Origin of the sequence: Komagataeibacter xylinus, assembly GCF_004302915.1 — a bacterium.
GTDB lineage: Bacteria > Pseudomonadota > Alphaproteobacteria > Acetobacterales > Acetobacteraceae > Komagataeibacter > Komagataeibacter xylinus_C.
In genome coordinates this window covers 1-19,519 of the sequence record NZ_QQBI01000033.1, presented here as the reverse complement: position 1 = coordinate 19,519, position 19,519 = coordinate 1, and the positions used below count along the sequence as shown (strand labels likewise).

Sequence of the window (19,519 nt, the reverse complement as noted above, 5' to 3'; positions counted from 1 at the left end):
GCCGGATGTCGCAACGGTGCGCCGGTCGTATCCGTCGCGTTTTGCTGGCCTGATGTCGTGTCATGACATGCGAATACTGGCGTGGCGCGGGTTCTGCTCCGCCCGCGTCGTGGCATTATTCTTAACGTGGACAGACCGAAATGATTAATATGCCCGCTCCGGCACGAGATCACGCGACCTGCACCCAGACGGGCCAGGCCAGCCCTGTGGCGGTGGAGAGCGGGCAGTTCGGCCCCCGCGTCGAGCGCGACCTTCTGGGCGAGGTCACGCTGCCCCCCGGCGTGCTGTGGGGCGTGCATACCAAGCGCGCGCTGGACAATTTTCCCATAAGCGGCATCACGATCGGCAGTTTTGCCGAACTGGTGCAGGGGCTGGTTGTGGTCAAGCAGGCAGCGGCGCGGGCCAATCTTGCGCTGGGCCATCTCGACCCCACGCGCGCCAATGCCATTGACGGTGCCTGCCAGCAGATACTGCAAGACCCCGCCTATAACGCGCAGTTTGTGGTGGATGCCATGCAGGGCGGGGCAGGCACATCGACAAACATGAATGCCAATGAAGTCATTGCCAATGTGGCTTTGGGGCTGCTGGGTGAAAAACCGGGCGCCTACGGCGTGCTGCACCCCAATGACCATGTCAACATGGCGCAGTCCACCAATGATGTTTACCCCACCGCGCTCCGCCTGGGCCTGCTGCTCGCGGTTGATCCGCTGGTGGTGGCGCTTGAGGGGCTGCACGCGGCGCTGGATGAAAAAGCAAAGGCGTTTGATGCCATCCTGAAGGTTGGCCGCACCCAATTGCGCGATGCCGTGCCCATGACGCTGGGGCAGGAATTCGGGGCGTTCCGCACGGCGGTAGCGGGTGAAATCAGGAGCATCAGGGCCCATGCCGCGGCCTTTGAGCAGGTCAACCTTGGCGGAACGGCCATTGGCACGGGACTGAATACCGACCCGCGTTATGCCCCTGCTGTCATGGAGGAACTGCGCGGCCTGACCGGGCGGCCCATGAGCAGTGCGCCCGACCTGATTGAAGCGACATCGGATGTGGGGGCTTTCGTGCTGTTTTCGGGCGCGCTCAAGCGGCTGGCGCTCAAACTGTCAAAAATGTCCAGCGACCTGCGCCTGCTCTCCAGCGGGCCGCGTACGGGCCTGGGTGAAATCGTGCTGCCGGCGGTGCAGGCCGGGTCTTCCATCATGCCGGGCAAGGTCAATCCCGTCATACCCGAGGCGGTCAACCAGGTGGCCTATCTGGTCGCGGGCCATGACCTGACCATTACCATGTGCGCCGATGGCGGCCAGTTGCAGCTCAATCCGTTTGAACCGATGATCGGCTATTGCCTGTTTACATCCATCGCGACACTACGCGCCGCCATCGAAACCCTGACCACGCGCTGCATCAGCGGCATTTATGCCGATCGGGCGCGGTGCCAGTATCTGTTTGACCTGAATATCGGCATCATTACCGCGCTGGTGCCGGTGCTGGGGTATGATACCTGTTCGGCTCTTGCCAGGCGCGCGCTGGCCGAAGACCGCAAGGTGACGGACCTGATCGTGGAGGACGGGCTGCTTTCTCCCGAACAGCTTGCGACCCTGTTGCAGCCTGATGCGCTGACCCGCCCCAATATCGGGCGTGTCGCGGTCTGAGCCCTCTCAGCCGAAAGGCTGGGCGCCCGGCCAGTTATGTGAGGCGGCCATGGTCTTGGCGAGGTCGATAAGCAGTTCGCGCACGGCCACGGAGGCCTCGGTCTCGGGAATGATTTCGGGAATGCAGAGCGAAACGTCTTCCTGAATGACGGGGTTGTGCAGCGGAAAGATGCGTGACTTGCCCGGCACGACAATGCGGCTGGCAACGGACCAGGGCAGGATGGTGCTGCCAATGCCCTGCTCTATGGCGCCCTGCAGGGTGATCAGCGCCTCGATTTCGGCCACGATGCGGGGTTCAAGCTGCTTGCGTATAAAGGCCATGTCCACGCTCTTGCGGACAAAATTATGTTTGGGCGGCAGCAGCAGGGGAATGTCGGCGATGTCGGCAAGCTGCACGGCCCCATTTTCATTTTGGGAGAATTCGAGGCCATGCGGCGCGAGCAGGAAGAATTCCTCCTTCATCAGCGGCATGAAAATAACGCCCTTGATGGGGCCTGCGCCATGGATCACCGCCATGTCCAGCCGCCCGGTCATGATCAGTTCGCTGTATATGTCATCAAAGCTTTCGGTCAGGTGCAGGGTAATGTCGGGCAGGCGCTCGCGTACGAGCTGCAGCAGCTTGACCGAAAGCGTGGACCCCGCGCTGTAGGGGGATAGCCCGACCGAGACCTTGCCCACCAGCGGGCCAGCACCCTGGCTGATTTCAACCATGGCCCGGTCGAACTGCTTGGTCAGGGTCTGTGCATGCCGGTACAGTTCCGCCCCGGCGGTGGTGGGGGTTACGCCGCTCTTGCTGCGGATGACAAGCTTCTGTTTGAAAGCATTCTCGAGTGTGGCGAGCTGCTGGCTCAGTGCGGGCTGGGCAATATTGAGCAGGTCAGCCGCACGCGAAATGCTGCCAAGGTCGATAATCTTAATAAAAGCCTGTAGTCGGCGTATATCCAACGGGAACTCCGTAAATGTTATTGGCTATGAATTTATAACCTTGACATTAGGGATTTTTCTTTAACTGTCAACATATTGTACCATATGCGGGCTATATGGCCGGTGGCGCGGCAGGGTGCTGCAGGGGCCCATGCAGGCCTGTGCGGCCATGCTTCCTGATACTTGAAACTATTATGCAAAAAAGCAACACGTTCGCAAAAATCAGAGCGTTTTCAGTTATATAATTTGTCATGTGAAAGTAAGAACCAATCCGGGTTCCTAACATATCAATAATTCATATGACGCCAAATCATAACGCACGCGCATCATAAGATCGCACATATTCATTACGGAACGTTCGGTCGAGTTTCAGGGGGGAGAGGCAGATGTCAGGCCTGTCAAAGCGCAAGTTATATCTGGTGGCCGGGGTGGCATTTGGTACATTCGTGCCGGCCGTGGGTGATGCCGCGACCGCTACCGTTTCGTCGGCGCAAAAACACTACCGGATTGCCGCCGATAAAAAGGCGCCCGCCCCCAGGCACGCCATGCCCGCAGCCCTGCAGGCCTCGAGCCACCCCGAAGAGATCCATGTAGGCGGCCACCAGACCAATTCCGTCTTTTCCCCCAGCACGCCACAGCACAGCACCACGCAGGTTACGGTCGTAACGGGCGCGGAACTGCTCAAGACCGGCCAGAGCAACGTGCTGTCCGCGCTGGCGCAGGCCAACCCTGCCATTACCACCGCAGCCCTGCCCGGTGGCGGTGCCAGCTCCTTCGTGCAGACCATGCAGCTGCGTGGCCAGTCGCCCGATGATACGCTGATTCTGGTGAACGGCCATCGCCGCCATATTGGCGCCAACTTCAACGCCAACGCAGGCACCAATTGGGGCAGTGAGCCGGCCGACATCTCGCTCATTCCCATCACCGCGATCGACCATATTGAAGTGGTGACCGAAGGCGCCTCCGCGCTGTACGGGCAGGATGCCATTGCGGGCGCGGTCAACATCGTGCTCAAGCGCGATACGCATGGTGGCACCATCAACTTCAAGAACAGCGGCTATTACGCGGGCGATGGCCAGGCGCTTGATGGCTCGGCCAGCTACGCCATGGCGCTGGGCAACAAGGGCGGCTACCTTGACCTTGCGGCACAGGTGACCCACCAGCTGCCCACGACGCGCGGCGGCGATTATTATGGCGACCTGTTCGATGGCGCGCGTAACAATACGGCAGACCGCAATGTGCAGCGTGGCCTGGGCCTGCCCAAGAGCACGCTTGAAACCCTGAGCGAAAACATGTCCGTGCCCCTGGGGGATGGATTCAACTTTTACAGCACGTCGACCTTCTCGCACCGTCGCGCCAACGTGGCTGAAACCTTCCGCGCCAATGCGGATAATAATATATGGGTCAACCCGTCGCTCTACCCCAATGGTGACCAGCCCTACATTACCATGGACCAGTACGACTTCGAGACCGATAACGGCATCCGTACGCGCAAATTCGGCTTTGCATGGGATGCGTACGTGACATTCGGGCGCGACCAGCAGACATACGGCACCAAGGATTCAGAAAACGCTTCGCTGGCGTCTGGCGGCGGATATGCATACGACCCGACCCAGACGTCCTTCTATGATGGCAAGTCGATCTCGACCGAGCTTACTACCGGGCTCAGGGGGTCACGTTCGTTCCATACCGGTTTCCTGCCCAGGAACATCAACCTGAGGTTCGGTGCGGAATATCGCCACGATACCTTCCAGATGACCGAAGGTGAGACCAATTCATGGAGCGGGCAGGGTGCAACCGATCACCCCGGCAACCCGGCGCTGGCCGTTTCGAACACCAACCGTGACGTGTACGAAGGTTTTGCCAACCTTGATTTCTATGTGACCAAGAAGTGGGAATGGACCCTGGGCGGCCGCGTTTCCAACTACAGCAACATGGCGACCGTCGAGACCGGTTCGGTCGGCACGCGCTACAACTTCAACAAGCGCTGGGCCATCCGTGCCAACATCAATTCCGGCTATCGCCCCCCGACGCTGGGTGAGATTTCGTACTTCTATTCGGCGCCCTATCCCGGTTATACCGTGGATCAGGTTCCCTCCAACAGTGCCCTGGCCAAGTCCTATGGTGCGACCACTCTGAAGGGTGAGTATTCGCGCAGCTATACCATTGGTATTGATGCAACACCCGTAGATGGTTTTCACCTGGCAGGTAACCTGTATTACATCGCCATTAATGACCGGATGGGTAGCTCCAGGAGTTTTGATGTCGACCAGTATATCAACGGTCTGGGTACCGTATCGTCGATCAGCTACTATGCCAACCTGTATAATACGCAGACATTTGGTGGTGACCTGACCGCTGACTACACTCTCAATACCCACCGTTACGGCAAGTTCCGCTTTGCCATGGGCATCAACTTCTCGGATAACGAAATCCGTTCGAGCAAGAGCAACCTGGTCAACGAATACACCAAGGAAATGGTGCTGCATGCGGCACCTAAAAACCGCGAGCAGATCAGCGTAAACTGGCAGTACAAGAAGTGGTCGGTCTTCGTGCAGGAAATGCGCTATGGCTCCATGACCTACATGGCAGCTCCCACGGGCCCGGGTGACGTGCCGTTCGAGCAGAACCCCGCCCTCATCACCAACATGGAAATTGACTACAAGCCTGTACCGCGCTGGACCATTGGCGTAGGCGCCAACAACCTTGGCAACAAATACCCGACCCGCGTTGCCCCGGGCATTGCCCAGTCGCAGCTGGGCCTTGCAAAATACGCGTCCTATTCCCCCTACGGGTTCAATGGTGGCATGTATTACGTCAAGACGTCGCTCGATTTCTGAGCCATCGTATCGGAACACAAAGAGCATCTGATATGGAGCAGGGCAGGGGTTTCATGACCCCTGCCTTGCGCGTCAGTCCGGGAAAGTTGGTTGTCAGCTTTTTGCCTGATGAGATGATTTAAAAATAACAGAAGCTGCATGATGCCGCCTTTTGAGGGCGGCGTTTTTTTTGGGCAGGACGGAATGTTTCCTAGGCTGCTTTTTCATCCTGCTGTCCTGTTTTCATAATGTCGGGCATGCCGCCTTTTTTCGGTATGACAACATCTCCCTGTTGCCTGCACAGTATTTGCGCCTGCGTCACGATGCGGAGATACGTATTTTCATGCTTGGGCGACGAGGCTCCGAAACCCTGATCAATTATCCTGGCCACATATTATGAGGTACGGAGGTCGTTATGATTGCGACCTGTGTATTTCTGGCCTGGCCTGTGCTTCTGGCGGCATGTCGTTCATGATTTCCCACAGCAGGCGCAATGTCGGGGCTGCTGCTCGTCAATGTCCCGGCCGGGGTCGGGTATTGCGTGCAGCGTATAGGCAATGGCTAAGGATCTGTGGTCATACAGGCAGGACAGATCAGCCAGGATACGTTTGGTATCCTGCAACAGCTTGGCTGCCAGGACGAGCCACGTCCTGCCTGCTGTCGGAGCAGGTGATGGCCCTGTGGGCATGCATGGGCAGGCTGCCCGTTTCGCGCAGGGCGGGACCGGTTGCGCCGTCGTATCTGGAAAGATGGCGTCCGCGCAGAAGAAAGAGCCAAAATTCGGGGAGCGCAGCAGTCCTGCTACTGGCGACAGAGCCCATGGCACGCCACCATGAAAAATGCCGCCTTTTGTGAAAAAGGCGGCACCCTAAAATTTTGATCAATGCGTGGTTTGCAAATGGTTTTTATAGGGGTTGCGCAGCCTGCTGGTGCCGCAGGGGCACCATCCGGCCAATCAGGCGCGGATAGGCCCATTTGAACAGGCCCGACGCGGTAATGACCGCAATGCCTACAAAGGTCCAGCTATCAAGCGGCTCATGAAAGACATAGAAACTGAAGGCCACGGCCCACAGCATCTGGCTGTATTGCGGCAGGGCGATCGCGCTGGCCGTGGCGCGGGTGGCGGACAGCATCATCAGCAACTGCCCCAGTGCGGCAAGGAAGCCATAGCCGAACAGGAACATCCAGACCGTGGCACCCTGCGGCCAGCTTGCATGGGCTGCCATCAGCACGCCATTGCCCAGCAGCGGGCCGCACAGGCTGGAACTGAACATGGACAGGCGTGGCGTGTTGTGGCCCGACAGGCGGTAGGCAATGACGCCCACGGCGTTGGCCACAGCCGCGATCAGGGCGCACAGATGTCCGAACTGCAACGCGCGCAGGCCGGGCCGCAGCACGATCAGCACGCCGATAAAGCCCACGATGACCGAAAGCCACCCCAGCGTGGACACTTTCTCGCGCAGCAGCACGACCGAAAGCACGGTCACGAACAGCGGCATGAGGAAAATGAGCGAAAAGGCCTCCGGCATGGGCAGGAGCATGAAGGCCTCGACACTCGCTGCCGTGGCGGCAAAGGTGGCGGCTGCCCGCATCAGCCACAAGACCGGCTGCCGGACCACGAACAGGTCACGGTAGGATTCGTTTTTCCCCCGGATAAAGGGAATGAGCAGCAGGCCGAAAACACCGCCGAAGAACGCGACCTCAAACGGGTCGATCCGGCCTGCCAGCAGCTTGGAATAGGCATCACTGATCGAAAACGAAGCGTATGCCGCAAACGCCAGCATCATCCCCGCCGAAAGACCGGTATTCTTCATCCGCATTGCTCACGAAAAAATTATTCAGGCGCAGATATGGATTCAGGAAGGGAAAGACCAGCGCTTGTCGGTAAATCCAGTCATGCATTTTCTGCAGCTGATTTCATATGACGCCCTGCATTTTTTCGGGTAGTTGATTTCGCCCTGAAATCAAGGCCTAACCCCAGATCGCCGGATGATTTTCAAGCTGCCCGGAAGCAGCATCCGGGCATGCCGGCACGCATTATCCGGCATGGGCATCAAGCCAGTGGCTGATGGCGTCAATCACCTGTGCTTCAATGCCGAAATAGCCGTGCGGGGAGAGCGATCCGCAGTCTTTTTTCGATCGGGTCGCGCCCCCCGCCACCATCAGCACATGTACGTCCCGGCTGGCCGTCATGGCATCCGCGATCTGCCGGGCGGCCTGGGGTGGCGCCACTTTGCACCGGTCATCATGGTTGGCAACGACAAGAACAGGCGCGCGGATGTCTTGCGGGTCGGCGCTGAAAACCGTTTCCCGGCTGCCTCCCATGACGGACACGGATTCCGTCAGCACGACACCGGCAAGGCTGCCTGCCGGTGCATGGGCCGCGCCATTGACGGCCGCGATGCTGCCCTGGCTCGTGCCCAGCACAAAAACAGCCTGTGGTCCCTGCCGGTGCGCAAAGGCGACGAGATCCGTGATGATGCGGGCATAGGCGGGGGAACTGCGCTGGCCCCTGAGGCTGGCATGGTCATGCGTATCGGGAATGAGCACGGCGTAACCGTGCTGGTTCCACAGGCTGCGCGTGCGTACGACAAAATTGTCGCCGTGCCGGATGCTGCCATCTGCTTCCAGGCCGACATCACCCGCCCCGCCGGGCAGCATGACGAGGATCCCACGCGGTCGGGCCGGGGTGGCCAACAGCACCCGTACCTGTTCCCCATCCTTCAGCGGCAGGTTGAAAACCCGCTCGTTCCAGCCCCCGTCCGGGCTGAAGGCTGGCATGTCCCGGTGGGGGCGATCATGCGCATATGCCACGGCTGGCAGCAGTGCGAGACAGGCGAGTGCCACGATCACGAGACGGGGGGCTTGTCGCATCGGATGTCCCGGTGGGGCTGGTTGGGGTGGGGGAGGGGGACTGTAAAAAACGTCTCTCACTTCAACTGTCTTTTATGCACGATGTCCATCCGCAGGAACCCCGGTCATCGTGCCGCGCGACGGATGGCCTGTGGCGGCAACCCGAACACACGCACGAACGCCCGCCGCATGCGCTCGGGGTCATGAAACCCCGTGGCGATCGCAATGGCCTCGATTGGTGTGGTGGAATGCACGATCCGTTCATGCGCCGCCTCCACACGCAGGCGTTCAACCGCCTTTGCCGGGCTGGTGCCGACGGCGGCCTGAAAGGCACGGGAAAAATGGCGCGGGCTCATGGCCATCCGCTCTGCCAGTACCTCTATGGTCAGGCGTTGCGACAGGTGGGCACGTATCCAGCCCAGAAGGGCATCAAAACGCGCGGCGCCCCCTTCCATTTCCAGCAGGGCTGAAAACTGTGACTGGCCGCCGGGGCGGCGATGAAACACAACCATCTGCCGCGCCGTCTGGCGGGCAACATCTTCCCCATGGTCCTGTGTTATCAGTGCCAGGGCAAGGTCGATGCCCGCACTGATGCCGGCCGAGGTCCAGACAGGACCGTCATGGATGAAGATGGCGTCAGGCTCGAGCCTGATATCGGCAAACATCTGGCTGAATTTCTGCGCCTGCTGCCAATGCGTGGTCACGCGCCGGCCCCGCAGCAGGCCTGCTGCGGCCAGCACGAACGCGCCGGAGCAGACACTGCACATGCGCCGCGTGCGGCGGGCCTGGCGTTGAAGGAAGGCGTGCAGGTCAGCGCAGTGCATGGCCGTGCCGTGGCCTTCCCCGCCAACGGTGATGAGGGTGTCAAATACCTCCGCCGCATCGAGCGGCAGCGTCTGCACGGCTATTGCGGAAGAGGACTGCACCAGCCCGCCATGGCGCGACAGCATTCTGAGCGCGTAGTCCTGCCCGCTGATACGCCCGGCAAGCTCGAACGCCGTGGCAGGCCCGGCGGCATCAAGCAACTGGAAATCGGGATAGAGCACAAAGCCGATGGAACGGGTCATGGCCTGAAATGAGGGATCATTGTCATTTCGTCAATGTGGTTCAGGAACCACACTCATCCCACGCACTTGTTTTGTATTGAATACAGGAGTTTCCGTATGTCACGTCCTCCCCTGCCACCGTTTGATGCACAGACCGCAGCCCTTAAGGTCCGGCTCGCCGAAGATGCCTGGAACAGCCAGAACCCCACGCAGGTGGCCCAGGCCTATACCCCGGACAGCCAGTGGCGCAACCGCACGGAATTCATCCATGGGCGCGATGACATCATCGCGTTCCTGACCCGCAAATGGAGCCGGGAACACGAGTACCGCCTGATCAAGGAACTCTGGGGTTTTCGCAACAATCGCATGGCCGTCCGTTTCGCCTATGAGTGGCATGATGCCACGGGCGCGTGGTTTCGGTCCTATGGCAACGAGTTATGGGAATTCGATGCGGCGGGACTCATGCAGTACCGCTTCGCGTCAATCAATGACCTGCCGATTACGGCGGCTGACCGGCTGTTTCACTGGTCAGGCGGTCGCCGCCCTAATGATCATCCGGGGCTTTCCGATCTGGGTCTGTAATCTGTCATAAGCCGCCAATCGGGCCAGGCGCGCGGCCGGGCCGGGCGCGCAATGCGCCCCTGTCAGCCCGCGTTCAGGTTCACGTCAGCTTCGCGCCCTAAAACTGTCCTGACCGGTGCCCGGCACCATTGATCGACAGAGGGAGCCTGACAGGCCATCATGCGCGTAAAGCTACGTTATCTCCCGGTTCTGCTGGCTTCCTTCATGGCGTGGGGATGGGCCGCGCCTGCAGCAGCCAGGACGGACCTGGTCTGCGCGGGCCAGGCGGCAGGGGTCAGGCTGCATGTTGATGGGTTGTATGGCGGCTATCCCCATTCCGTCCTGCGTCAGGCGGTGCTGCGCAGCGTAGCCTGCCCCACGGGCCCCGATGCGCAGGCGGCCTTTGGCAGGATCGCGCAGCCCGCTCCGCACCTGCGGGTGTCGGTCATCCGCCCCATCGGGCAGGGGCAGCAGGGGTCGATTTCGGTCATGCTGTTCTCGCGCGGGCAGTTCGTGATCGGGGAGCGGATGGGCCTGTCCGTCCTGTCGCGCAGCCAGTCGCCCTTTGCGGTCTCGAATGACATCAACCTCGCCACCCAGCGCATGTGGGATGATCTGGCCGCCCGCATCAAGGCAGGAGGCCCCGTTGCACCATGAACGCTGGCCCGGCATGCGCCGCCCGGTATCGCTTTTGTGCCCGGCCTTGCTACCGAAGCAGTGGAAAAGCGCATCACCTTTCCCGTCGAGGCCAGGCTGAGTGGCATTCCGGGCATGCCCGACCTGCTTTCCGTTTCGTGCTGAGGGGTATCGGTGGTGTATGTGCAGTTCGATGAAAATGGACATCAACCTTGACCGCACCCGCGTGAACGGGCGCCTGCAGCAGGCCCGTGGCGCCATTTCGGTGCCCGGCGTGAGCCTGGGCATGGGGCCGCTGGCCACGGGCATGGGCAAGATCATGCAGTTCCAGATAAAGGGGAAGGGTCGCACGCTGATGGATCTGAACCGCATCATGAACTGGACCGTGAAGCCCCAGGTGCGCCTCGTACCCGGCGTGGTGGATGCCAATGGCGGGTTGGTCTCCTCCACATTTCTGGCCCTGCTGCCATCACTCCATGCACGGGTCATGGGCGGGAAGGATCGGGGCTGATGCGTATCCTCGTTGTTGAAGATGAAGCCGATCTGGGGGCCGCGGTGCTCGAGCGCGTGCGGCAGGCTGGCCATGCGGTGGACTGGTTTGCCACCATCGAGGAGGCACGCGCCGCCCTGGCAACGGTGGCCTATGACTTCATGCTGCTCGATCTCGGCCTGCCAGACGGCAACGGGCGCGACCTGCTGCGCGCGGTCAGGGCGCGCGGCCTCGACATTGCCGTGCTCATCACCACCGCCGAGGACCAGATCAGCGACCGCATCGCGGGCCTGTCTGACGGGGCGGATGACTATATCGTCAAACCCTACGACCTCGATGAACTCGTGGCCCGGATCACCGCCGTGGCCCGGCGCTTCGCGCCACGCCAGCACGCAGCGCCGATATGCGTGGAGAATGTTGCGATTGACCGGCAGAACCGCGTGGTGCGGCGCAATGGCGTGCTGCTTGAACTGACGGCGCGGGAATGGGCCATCATGGAACTGCTGTCGCGCAGGCCGGGCATGATCCATTCGCGCAGCCAGATCGAGACCGCCCTGTATGCGTTTGGCGATGATGTGGAGAGCAACACCATCGAGGTGTTCATCAGCCGCCTGCGCAAGAAGGTGGGCAACACGGTCATCCGCACCGTGCGCGGGCGCGGATACCGCCTGGCTGTGGGAATGCCGGCATGAAAAGCTGGAGCCTCGCCAACCGCATCATCAGCGGCGTGCTGGCTGTTGTCATCATCAGCCTGCTCGCCCTTGGCGTCGCCATCGGGTTTTTCACCCACCATGAAATGATCGAGCGGCTGGACAACTCGCTGCAGGAGGTGTCCGAGCGGTTGCAGAGCGCGATCGTCACCCAGCTTCATGCGGCCCCTACCGGCACGGTTGCGGTGGTGCCGGGGGCGGGGGCATGGGCGCTGGCCTATCAGATCGTGGATGCCGGGGGCCATGTGGTGCTGCGCTCGCAAAATGCGCCGGTGGCGGCTTTTGTATGGCCCGCGCAGGCGGGCTTTGCCGATACGCAGCATTTTCGTGTTTATGTGGCGGGGCCCGATGCCACATCCTACCGGGTGATGATTGGCGAGCCGATGCGCCACCGGCATGGGGCAATCCGGCGGGCCATGATCATCCATCTCCTGCCCATTCCCATCTTCATACCGGTTATCTGGCTGCTGGTGCGCCTGACGGTGCGCCGCGCGTTGCAGCCGCTCGACCGGCTCAATGCCGAGATGCACTCACGTGGCAGCGGCAACCTGCGCCCCGTGCCCCCGCGTGACCTGCCGGTGGAACTCATTTCCATCCAGACATCGCTCAACACCCTGCTGCTCCGCCTGGAAAAGGCGCTGGAAACCGAGCGCGCCTTTGCGGGCAGTGCCGCGCATGAACTGCGTAACCCCATTGCAGGGCTGCAGGCACAGATCCAGCTGCTCGAAGCCAGCCTTGCGCCGGGTTCGGCCATGGCGGCGCGTGTGCAGGTCATTGCCGGGCGCACCCGGCAGCTGGGCCGGACGGTGGAAAAGCTGTTGCAGTTTTCAAGGGCCATGTCCGGCGTGGCGTTCAGGCGCGAGCGCTTTGACCTGCTGGCTGTTCTTCACATTCTGCTTGATGACATGGACAATGCTTCACAAGGCCCACATCGCGTGGAAATCGAGGCGGGGGACATCCAAAGCATATTTGTCCATGGCGACATGGATGCCACCGGCATCCTGTTCCGCAATCTGATTGAAAATGCCCTGCTGCATGGCACGGGGGCAGATTGTGCACGCATCAGCCTGCGTGATGACGGCACGGTGGACATTGCCAATGACTGCCCGCCCTTGCCGGGGCCTGTCCTGGCGCGGCTGACCAGTCCGTTCGTGCGCGGTTCAGCCACCACGGATGGCAGTGGGCTCGGTCTTGCCATTGCCAGTAACATTGCCGGGCAGATGGATGCCGCACTGCATATTGCATCCCCCCTGCCGCAACAGGAGCGGGGCTTTCTCATATCCATCCGCTTTCCTGATGCCGAGATTGTCAAAGGGATGGCGTGCGAGGGGTGATGCCCTGGCTTGATAAAAGTTTCCGGGGCCGTCGTTTTTCAAAAAAATGAGGTTTTTCGAAGGTTTTTGAGAAAAGCCGCGTCAGAATTTTTCTTCTGTTTTTCAGGGTGTTTTGGCCTTTTCCCAAAGGCGGGGCTGCGTTTTGCCTATGGTTTATGAGAATGCAATTCATGTACATATGTATTGCAATTCATTATCATTAGCCCGATAAGGCGGGTATGAAACGTGACCTTGTGAGCTTTGAAATGAGTCTTCGCACTCTATGCCTGACCACGATCTGTGCCTCCCCGCTGCTGGCGGCGGGCTATGGTCCGGCGGTTTTCATGGCCGCGGCGCGGGCGGCGGACCAGCCCGGCGTCGTGGCGGATGATGCGGGCAGAACCGGTGTCACACCGGCCCCGGTGCACAAAAAGAACGGCGCGGCAACGCCAGGCCCCACGCCCGATGCGGGCGCTGAAACAGCGCGGCATGAGGACATGGTCGTGACCGCCGCGCGCCGCAACCGCATGTATGTCAGCAGCGGGGGCGATCTTGGCGCGCTGGGCAACAAGAAGGGGCTGGATGTGCCCTTCAACATCCGCAGCTACAATTCCAGCCTGATCCTTAACCAGCAGTCACAGACGCTGGGCGATGTGCTGCTCAATGACCCCACCGTGCGCACCACCATGGGCTACGGCAACTACGCCCAGCTGTTCCAGATCCGTGGTTTTACGCTGTATGGCGATGATGTCGCGATTGATGGCCTGTATGGTGTCACCCCGCGGCAGCTTGTCTCGCCCCAGCTTTATGATTCAGTGCAGGTGCTCAATGGTGCCAGCGCATTCCTGAATGGCGCTGCCCCTGGTGGCTCGGCCATTGGCGGCAATGTCAACCTGATCCCCAAACGGGCGACGGCAACGGATATCACACGCATCACCGGCGATTACACCAGTAGTGGACAGGGCGGTGGCGCGTTTGACATAAGCCGCCGGTTTGGCAAGGACCATGCCTTTGGTTTCCGTTTCAACGCCGCCGGCATGGATGGGGAAACCCCGATCAAGGGCGAGCGACGTGATGACGTAGCCCTTGGCGCGGCCTTAGACTGGCATAACGACGATACGCGCATCGACATGAACATGAATTACCAGAAACAGCAGGTTTATGGCGGACGCAGCGCGATCATCGTCTCCAGCCTGGCGGATGGCATGCCCGCGCCAAAGGCGACCGCGCCGTCGGAAAACTGGGGGCAGCGCTGGGCCTATACCGATCTGAGCTATCTGTTCGGCACGCTGAACATCGAACATGATTTTGGCAGCCACATTACCGCTTACGGCAAATTCGGCGCGCAGGGCGGCAATGAAATGGGCAATTACGCCACCACCACGCTGACCAACTCCCGCACCGGAGCCGGTGGGGTGGGGGCCATGGCGGATGCGTACAACGTCATGAACGAGGCCACGCAGGCCGGCATTCATGCGCATGTCACCACCGGCCCCATCAAGCACGAGATCAATGCTGGCGGGTCCGCGATATGGGAAGAATCAGACGCCGCCTATTCCATGAGTCTGACGTCACAGGCGGGCAACATCTATCACCCCACGCAGTTTACCCCGCAGGAAACCTATAGTGGTGGCATCCTGAACAATCCTGGTCGGGTGGCGTGGAACAAGCTGTACAGCCTGTTCCTGTCTGATACCATGACGTTCTGGCACGACCGCATCGCGCTGACGGGGGGCTTCCGGTACCAGGATATCCTGTCGGATTCATACGACTACAATACGTCAAAACTAACGACGCATTACGATGCGGCGGCGTTCTCCCCCGTCATCGGGCTTGTCATCCATCCGGTCAAACATGCCGCCCTGTATTTCAACCGTATTCAGGGCCTGTCGGCGGGGCAGACGGTGGGGGCGACTTACGTCAATGCCGGGCAGGTCTTCGCCCCGTACCAGAGCACCCAGTACGAAGTTGGCGCCAAGTACGACGTGGGTCGTTTCGCGGCCGGTGTCGCATTTTTCCAGACCGCCATGCCACAGGGCATGACCGAAGCCTACGGAAATACCGGGCAGGAGATTTACACGCAGGACGGCAGGCAGCGGAACCGGGGCATGGAACTGACCTTCAATGGCGAGATCCTGCGCGGCCTGCGCTTCAATGGTGGGCTGACACTGATCGACGCCAAACAGATGCATACCGCGGGCGGCGCGTATGACGGCAAGACCGTGATCGGCGTGCCGAACTATACCATCAACGGCAACCTTGAATACGACGTGCCGTTCGTGAAGGGGCTGACGCTGGTGGGCCGCGTCATCAGCACCGGCAAGCAGCAGTTCAACAGCATGAACACGACGCACCTGCCGGCATGGTCACGCTTCGACCTTGGCGCGCGCTATACCTTCCTTGCGGCGAAGAAGCCGCTGACCGCGCGTTTCGAGGTCGATAACATCGGCAACCAGCGCTACTGGGCCTCGGTTTACCAGAGCGATCTGGTCATGGGTGATCCGGAGACCTTCAAGTTCTCGATCAGCGCCGATCTGTAAAAAACGTGATGCCTTCGTAAACCCGCCTGTTGCCAGCCCGGCTGGTCAGCATTGAAAAAGCTGTTGAACCCGCGCGGAGCCAAAGCGCTATGATGGATGCCACGAGGCAGCACGCAGGACCTGCGCCATGCCGTGCTGCCAGATGCATGAACGGAGAAAGCACGGCACATGACAGACAGCAAACGGTTTGGCGGTAAGGTCACGCTGGTAACAGGGGGCGCAGGCAATATTGGCCTGGCCACGGCGCAGCGGCTGGCGGCATCAGGCTCGGCCATCGCCCTGCTCGACCTTGCGGGCGACAAGCTTGACGAGGCCGTGCGCACGGTAGCCGCTGTCGGGGTTACGGCACGCGGCTATGGCTGCGACGTAACGGATGCCGCAGGTGTGCAGGCGGTGGTGGATCGGGTGGCGGCTGATTTTGGCCAGATCGATTTTCTGTTCAACAATGCGGGCTATCAGGGTGCCTTCGCGCCGGTGCAGGATTACCCGGTGGAGGATTTCGCCCGCGTCATGACCATTAACGTGTGTGGCGCGTTTCATGTGCTGCGCGCGGTCTCGCGCCATATGGTGGCGCGCAAATTCGGCCGTATCGTCAACACGGCCAGCATGGCGGGCGTGGGCGGCCCGCCGAACATGGCGGCCTATGGCGCCTCGAAATTCGCCATTATCGGCCTGACCCAGACGGCCTCGAAAGATCTGGCGCCCTATAATATCCGCGTTAATGCCATCAGCCCCGCCTTCATGGGCCCCGGCTTCATGTGGGAGCGGCAGGTGGAACTGCAGGCCAAGGTGGGCAGCCAGTATTTCTCGACCGACCCCAAGGTGGTGGCCGAGCAGATGATCAATTCCGTGCCGATGCGCCGTTATGGCGATATCAGGGAAATTCCCGGCGTGGTGGAATTCCTGCTTGGTGATGATTCCAGCTACATGACCGGCGTCAACCTGCCAATTGCAGGCGGTATCCTGTAAAGCCAGCGTAATAAAAATGCAGCCTTTTTTATTAAAAGGCTGCATCTTTTATGGACTATTTAAAAAGTTGGCCCCGAAAACATACAGGAATCATAAAGAAGTTTCTGGTGAAGCTTTTTTCAGAAAGCTTCGAAGAACGCCGCCTTTTTGAAAAAAGGCGGCACCCCAAAACTTTCAGTATTTCTCCGGCACGAACATGGTCTCGGGCACGGGCTGGCGAATGTAGTCAGGGCTGTAGACACGCTCGGGCAGCCGCACTTCAGGCTTGTGAACCTCATGGTATGGCACCTGCGAGAGCAGGTGGCTGATGCAGTTGAGGCGGGCCTTCTTCTTGTTGTCCGCGCGCACGATCCACCAGGGGGCTTCATCGATGTTCGAGCGCTCGAGCATGATCTCCTTGGCCAGGGTATAGGATTCCCAGCGGCGGCGGCTTTCAAGGTCCATCGGGCTGAGTTTCCACTGCTTCAGCGGGTCTTCCATGCGGGCGCGGAAGCGGAGTTCCTGTTCGTCATCGGAAATGGAAAACCAGTATTTGACAATCTGTATGCCGCTGCGCACCAGCATGCGCTCGAATTCCGGCACGGCGCGGAAGAACTCGTCATATTCCTCATCCGTGCAGAAATTCATCACGCGCTCGACGCCCGCGCGGTTGTACCAGCTCCGGTCAAACAGCACGATCTCGCCAGCGGCGGGCAGGTGGGCCACATAACGCTGGAAATACCACTGTGTGCGCTCGCGGTCATTGGGGGCGGGCAGGGCGGCCACGCGGCAGATGCGCGGATTGAGGCGCTGGGTAATGCGCTTGATCACGCCACCCTTGCCCGCCGCGTCACGCCCTTCGCAGATCACGACCAGACGGTGGCCGGTCTCCTTCACCCAGTCCTGCAGCGTGACCAGTTCGCCCTGCAGGCGCAGCAGTTCGCGGAAATAGGTTTTCCTGAAATCGGGGTTATCCGCCCCGTTTTCCGCACCGAGGCGGGCATCATCGAGTTCGAGTTCAATTTCCTCGTCAATGTCATCAAGCACCTCCTCGCGCAGGCGGTCGCGGTCTGACGGGGTCTTGCAGGTGTCGTTCATGTCAGGGGTCGTTCCCATTTGCAGTGCGCCTTACCAGCTCAGCACGTAGAACAGGCCGGCGGCGATGGTGATGGTGACAGGCAGGGTAAAGACCCATGCCAGCGCAATCTTGACCAGCATGCCGCGGTTGATGCCCGAGCCCGAGCCGAGCATGGTGCCCGCGATGCCGGCGGTGATGATGTGCGTGGTGCTGACCGGCAGCCCGGTATAGCCCGCCGTTGCGATCAGGCCCGCGCCCACCAGCTCGGCCGAGGCGCCCTGCGCGGGGGTGAGGTGCGTGTTGCCGATCTTCTCGCCCAGTGTGTGCACGATGCGCTTGTAGCCAATCATGGTGCCAATGCCCAGGCACAGCGCGCTGAGCAGGCGCACCCACCACGGCGCGTATTCCACTACCGGGCGCATCTGGTTGCTCAGGGTTTTGGCGGTGGCGCGGTCATGGGCGGAGGCCTGCGTGTTGAGCGAGACGGCCTTCAGCCCGGCCACGACCTCATACAGGTCGGCGCGCAACTGCGAGGGCACGACCGTATCAGGCGTGGTCTGGGTCAGGCGGTTGACCGAGGCGATGGCTTCCTCGCGCAGGCCGTCATGGTCATATTGCGTGATCAGGGGGGCCGCGTCGGTAGCGTATTGGGCGATATGGCTGATCTGGGGTTTGCTGTCAGGGGCGAGCGCAAAGGTCGCGGGCAGGATGCCGATGATGGTCAGCATGATGAGGCCAATGCTTTTCTGCCCGTCATTGCTCCCGTGCGAGAAGCTGACCCCGGTGCAGGTCAGGATCAGCAGCCCGCGCACCCAGCCGCGTGTCGGCTTGTCGCCCTGCGGCGGCTGATACAGTTCGGGGTCATGCACCAGGTGCTTGAGGATGAAATACAGCCCGCCCGCACCAATCAGCCCCAGCAGGGGGGAGATGGCCAGCGCGCGCAGGATCTTCCAGATCTGTGACCAGTCAACGCTGTTGCCGATCGCGCGGGTGTGCAGCAATGCATCCCCAATGGCAATGCCGATCAGCGCGCCAATGACGCAGTGCGAACTGGAATTGGGGATGCCGAACCACCAGGTAAACAGGTTCCACGCCAGCGCCGTGCCGAACAGGGCGATGAGCATGGGCACCGCCGGGTCGCCATTGGGGGGCGAGAGCACATCGGCAGGCAGCAGTTCCACCAGCCCGTAGGCCACGCTGATGCCACCCAGCACCACGCCCACGAAGTTCATCAGCCCCGACCAGATTACGGCAGTGCGTGGCTTGAGCGATTTGGTGTAGATGACGGTGGCGACCGCGTTGGCCGTATCATGAAAACCGTTGACGAATTCGAATACGCACACCAGCGCGAAGCACACGACCAGCGCCAGGATGGAAAAGGTTGAATAGGGTGCGAAATGAAGCATGAAACAACACCAGAAGTTATTGTCATGCCAATTTAAATAAAAAGTTCCTTAAAATAAATAATAATCATTCTTATTTAATATAATATTCATATTTATGAATATGGAATACTGCTTTCAGGCATAGTGCCGGGCGGCGTCCATGCCGCGGGCAGGCTTGCAGCGCCCGAGGCGGAAGCGCGTGCGTGCGCGGGCCACCGCATCTTCATAGGAGGGCAGGATATCGCCATCCATCTGGGTCACGCGTTCGTGCATGGCGCGGAAGGTATAGGGCGCATCGGGGCCATCCTGAAATACGATGCCAATGAACACGCCATCGATTTCAATAACGCTGGATTCAAACATGAGGCTCGTTCCTGCCTGTTGTTTTAAGGGCAGCCCGTCTTTCCGGCCTTCCCGTTGCGGGTGCTATGCCGCATTTTTCCGCGCGGCTTCAACCCGAAATATGTGAACTTTATATGACGTGCCGCAAGTAGATATCAGTGTCTGACCGAAAATGAGTTGAGTGATTTCAGTAGGTTATGATTCATGGGTTTGTGACAACCTGATGAGATCAAA

15 protein-coding genes and 1 pseudogene are annotated in these 19,519 nt (G+C 60.3%); 9 read left to right on the top strand and 7 right to left on the bottom strand.

Going from position 1 to position 19,519, the window contains the following annotated elements:
- Positions 1-140 precede the first annotated feature (140 nt).
- Complete coding sequence (locus tag DV027_RS14095) at positions 141-1,640, top strand: aspartate ammonia-lyase (protein WP_130732624.1); 1,500 nt, start codon at positions 141-143, stop codon at positions 1,638-1,640.
- A gap of 6 nt (positions 1,641-1,646) precedes the next feature.
- On the opposite strand, the gene DV027_RS14090 is transcribed toward DV027_RS14095, so the two are convergent.
- Complete coding sequence (locus DV027_RS14090; RefSeq protein WP_130732623.1) at positions 1,647-2,585, bottom strand: LysR substrate-binding domain-containing protein; 939 nt, start codon at positions 2,583-2,585, stop codon at positions 1,647-1,649.
- A gap of 365 nt (positions 2,586-2,950) precedes the next feature.
- On the opposite strand from DV027_RS14090, the gene DV027_RS14085 reads away from it, so the two are divergent.
- Entirely contained in the window at positions 2,951-5,404 is a 2,454-nt protein-coding gene (locus DV027_RS14085; protein WP_207303501.1) for a TonB-dependent receptor plug domain-containing protein, read from the top strand.
- Between the two features lie 884 nt (positions 5,405-6,288).
- Here the strand turns inward: DV027_RS14085 and DV027_RS14080 are convergent.
- The 3 genes from DV027_RS14080 to DV027_RS14070 all read right to left on the bottom strand — a co-directional run bounded on the left by DV027_RS14080 (position 6,289) and on the right by DV027_RS14070 (position 9,303).
- Entirely contained in the window at positions 6,289-7,197 is a 909-nt protein-coding gene (locus DV027_RS14080) for a DMT family transporter (RefSeq protein ID WP_130732622.1), read from the bottom strand.
- A 223-nt stretch (positions 7,198-7,420) separates the two neighbouring features.
- Positions 7,421-8,257 (bottom strand): alpha/beta hydrolase, encoded by an 837-nt coding sequence (locus tag DV027_RS14075; protein ID WP_242621935.1) that lies wholly within the window; start codon positions 8,255-8,257, stop codon positions 7,421-7,423.
- Between the two features lie 104 nt (positions 8,258-8,361).
- Entirely contained in the window at positions 8,362-9,303 is a 942-nt protein-coding gene (locus DV027_RS14070; protein WP_130732621.1) for a GlxA family transcriptional regulator, read from the bottom strand.
- 96 nt (positions 9,304-9,399) lie between these two features.
- Here DV027_RS14070 and DV027_RS14065 point away from each other — a divergent pair, with 96 nt between their 5' ends.
- The 7 genes and pseudogenes from DV027_RS14065 to DV027_RS14035 all read left to right on the top strand — a co-directional run bounded on the left by DV027_RS14065 (position 9,400) and on the right by DV027_RS14035 (position 16,501).
- On the top strand, positions 9,400-9,864 hold the full coding sequence (locus DV027_RS14065) for a nuclear transport factor 2 family protein (RefSeq protein ID WP_130732620.1): 465 nt from the start codon (positions 9,400-9,402) through the stop codon (positions 9,862-9,864).
- A gap of 204 nt (positions 9,865-10,068) precedes the next feature.
- Positions 10,069-10,500, top strand: a complete 432-nt coding sequence (locus DV027_RS14060; protein WP_242621934.1) for a hypothetical protein — start codon at positions 10,069-10,071, stop codon at positions 10,498-10,500.
- 39 nt (positions 10,501-10,539) lie between these two features.
- A pseudogene (locus tag DV027_RS14055) lies at positions 10,540-10,951 on the top strand (efflux RND transporter permease subunit); the annotation flags it as partial.
- A gap of 38 nt (positions 10,952-10,989) precedes the next feature.
- Positions 10,990-11,661: a response regulator transcription factor gene (locus DV027_RS14050; RefSeq protein ID WP_130732619.1), complete on the top strand. Its 672-nt coding sequence runs from the start codon at positions 10,990-10,992 to the stop codon at positions 11,659-11,661.
- Positions 11,658-13,013: a sensor histidine kinase gene (locus DV027_RS14045; RefSeq protein ID WP_130732618.1), complete on the top strand. Its 1,356-nt coding sequence runs from the start codon at positions 11,658-11,660 to the stop codon at positions 13,011-13,013. The genes DV027_RS14050 and DV027_RS14045 overlap by 4 nt, the downstream gene beginning before the upstream one ends.
- A gap of 245 nt (positions 13,014-13,258) precedes the next feature.
- Positions 13,259-15,532, top strand: coding sequence for a TonB-dependent receptor (locus DV027_RS14040; protein ID WP_130732617.1), 2,274 nt, complete (start codon positions 13,259-13,261; stop codon positions 15,530-15,532).
- Between the two features lie 168 nt (positions 15,533-15,700).
- Positions 15,701-16,501 carry an SDR family NAD(P)-dependent oxidoreductase gene (locus DV027_RS14035; protein ID WP_130732616.1) on the top strand — a complete coding sequence of 267 codons (801 nt, stop codon included), beginning with the start codon at positions 15,701-15,703 and terminating at the stop codon, positions 16,499-16,501.
- A gap of 174 nt (positions 16,502-16,675) precedes the next feature.
- On the opposite strand, the gene ppk2 is transcribed toward DV027_RS14035, so the two are convergent.
- The 3 genes from ppk2 to DV027_RS14020 all read right to left on the bottom strand — a co-directional run bounded on the left by ppk2 (position 16,676) and on the right by DV027_RS14020 (position 19,306).
- On the bottom strand, positions 16,676-17,596 hold the full coding sequence (gene ppk2 / locus DV027_RS14030; protein WP_242621933.1) for a polyphosphate kinase 2: 921 nt from the start codon (positions 17,594-17,596) through the stop codon (positions 16,676-16,678).
- Positions 17,597-17,608: 12 nt separating this feature from the next.
- The gene (locus DV027_RS14025; RefSeq protein ID WP_130732615.1) at positions 17,609-18,964 is read right to left on the bottom strand and encodes an inorganic phosphate transporter; all 1,356 of its coding nucleotides are present in this window, start codon (positions 18,962-18,964) and stop codon (positions 17,609-17,611) included.
- 114 nt (positions 18,965-19,078) lie between these two features.
- Positions 19,079-19,306 carry a hypothetical protein gene (locus DV027_RS14020; RefSeq protein WP_130732614.1) on the bottom strand — a complete coding sequence of 76 codons (228 nt, stop codon included), beginning with the start codon at positions 19,304-19,306 and terminating at the stop codon, positions 19,079-19,081.
- Between the last annotated feature and the right edge of the window lie 213 nt (positions 19,307-19,519).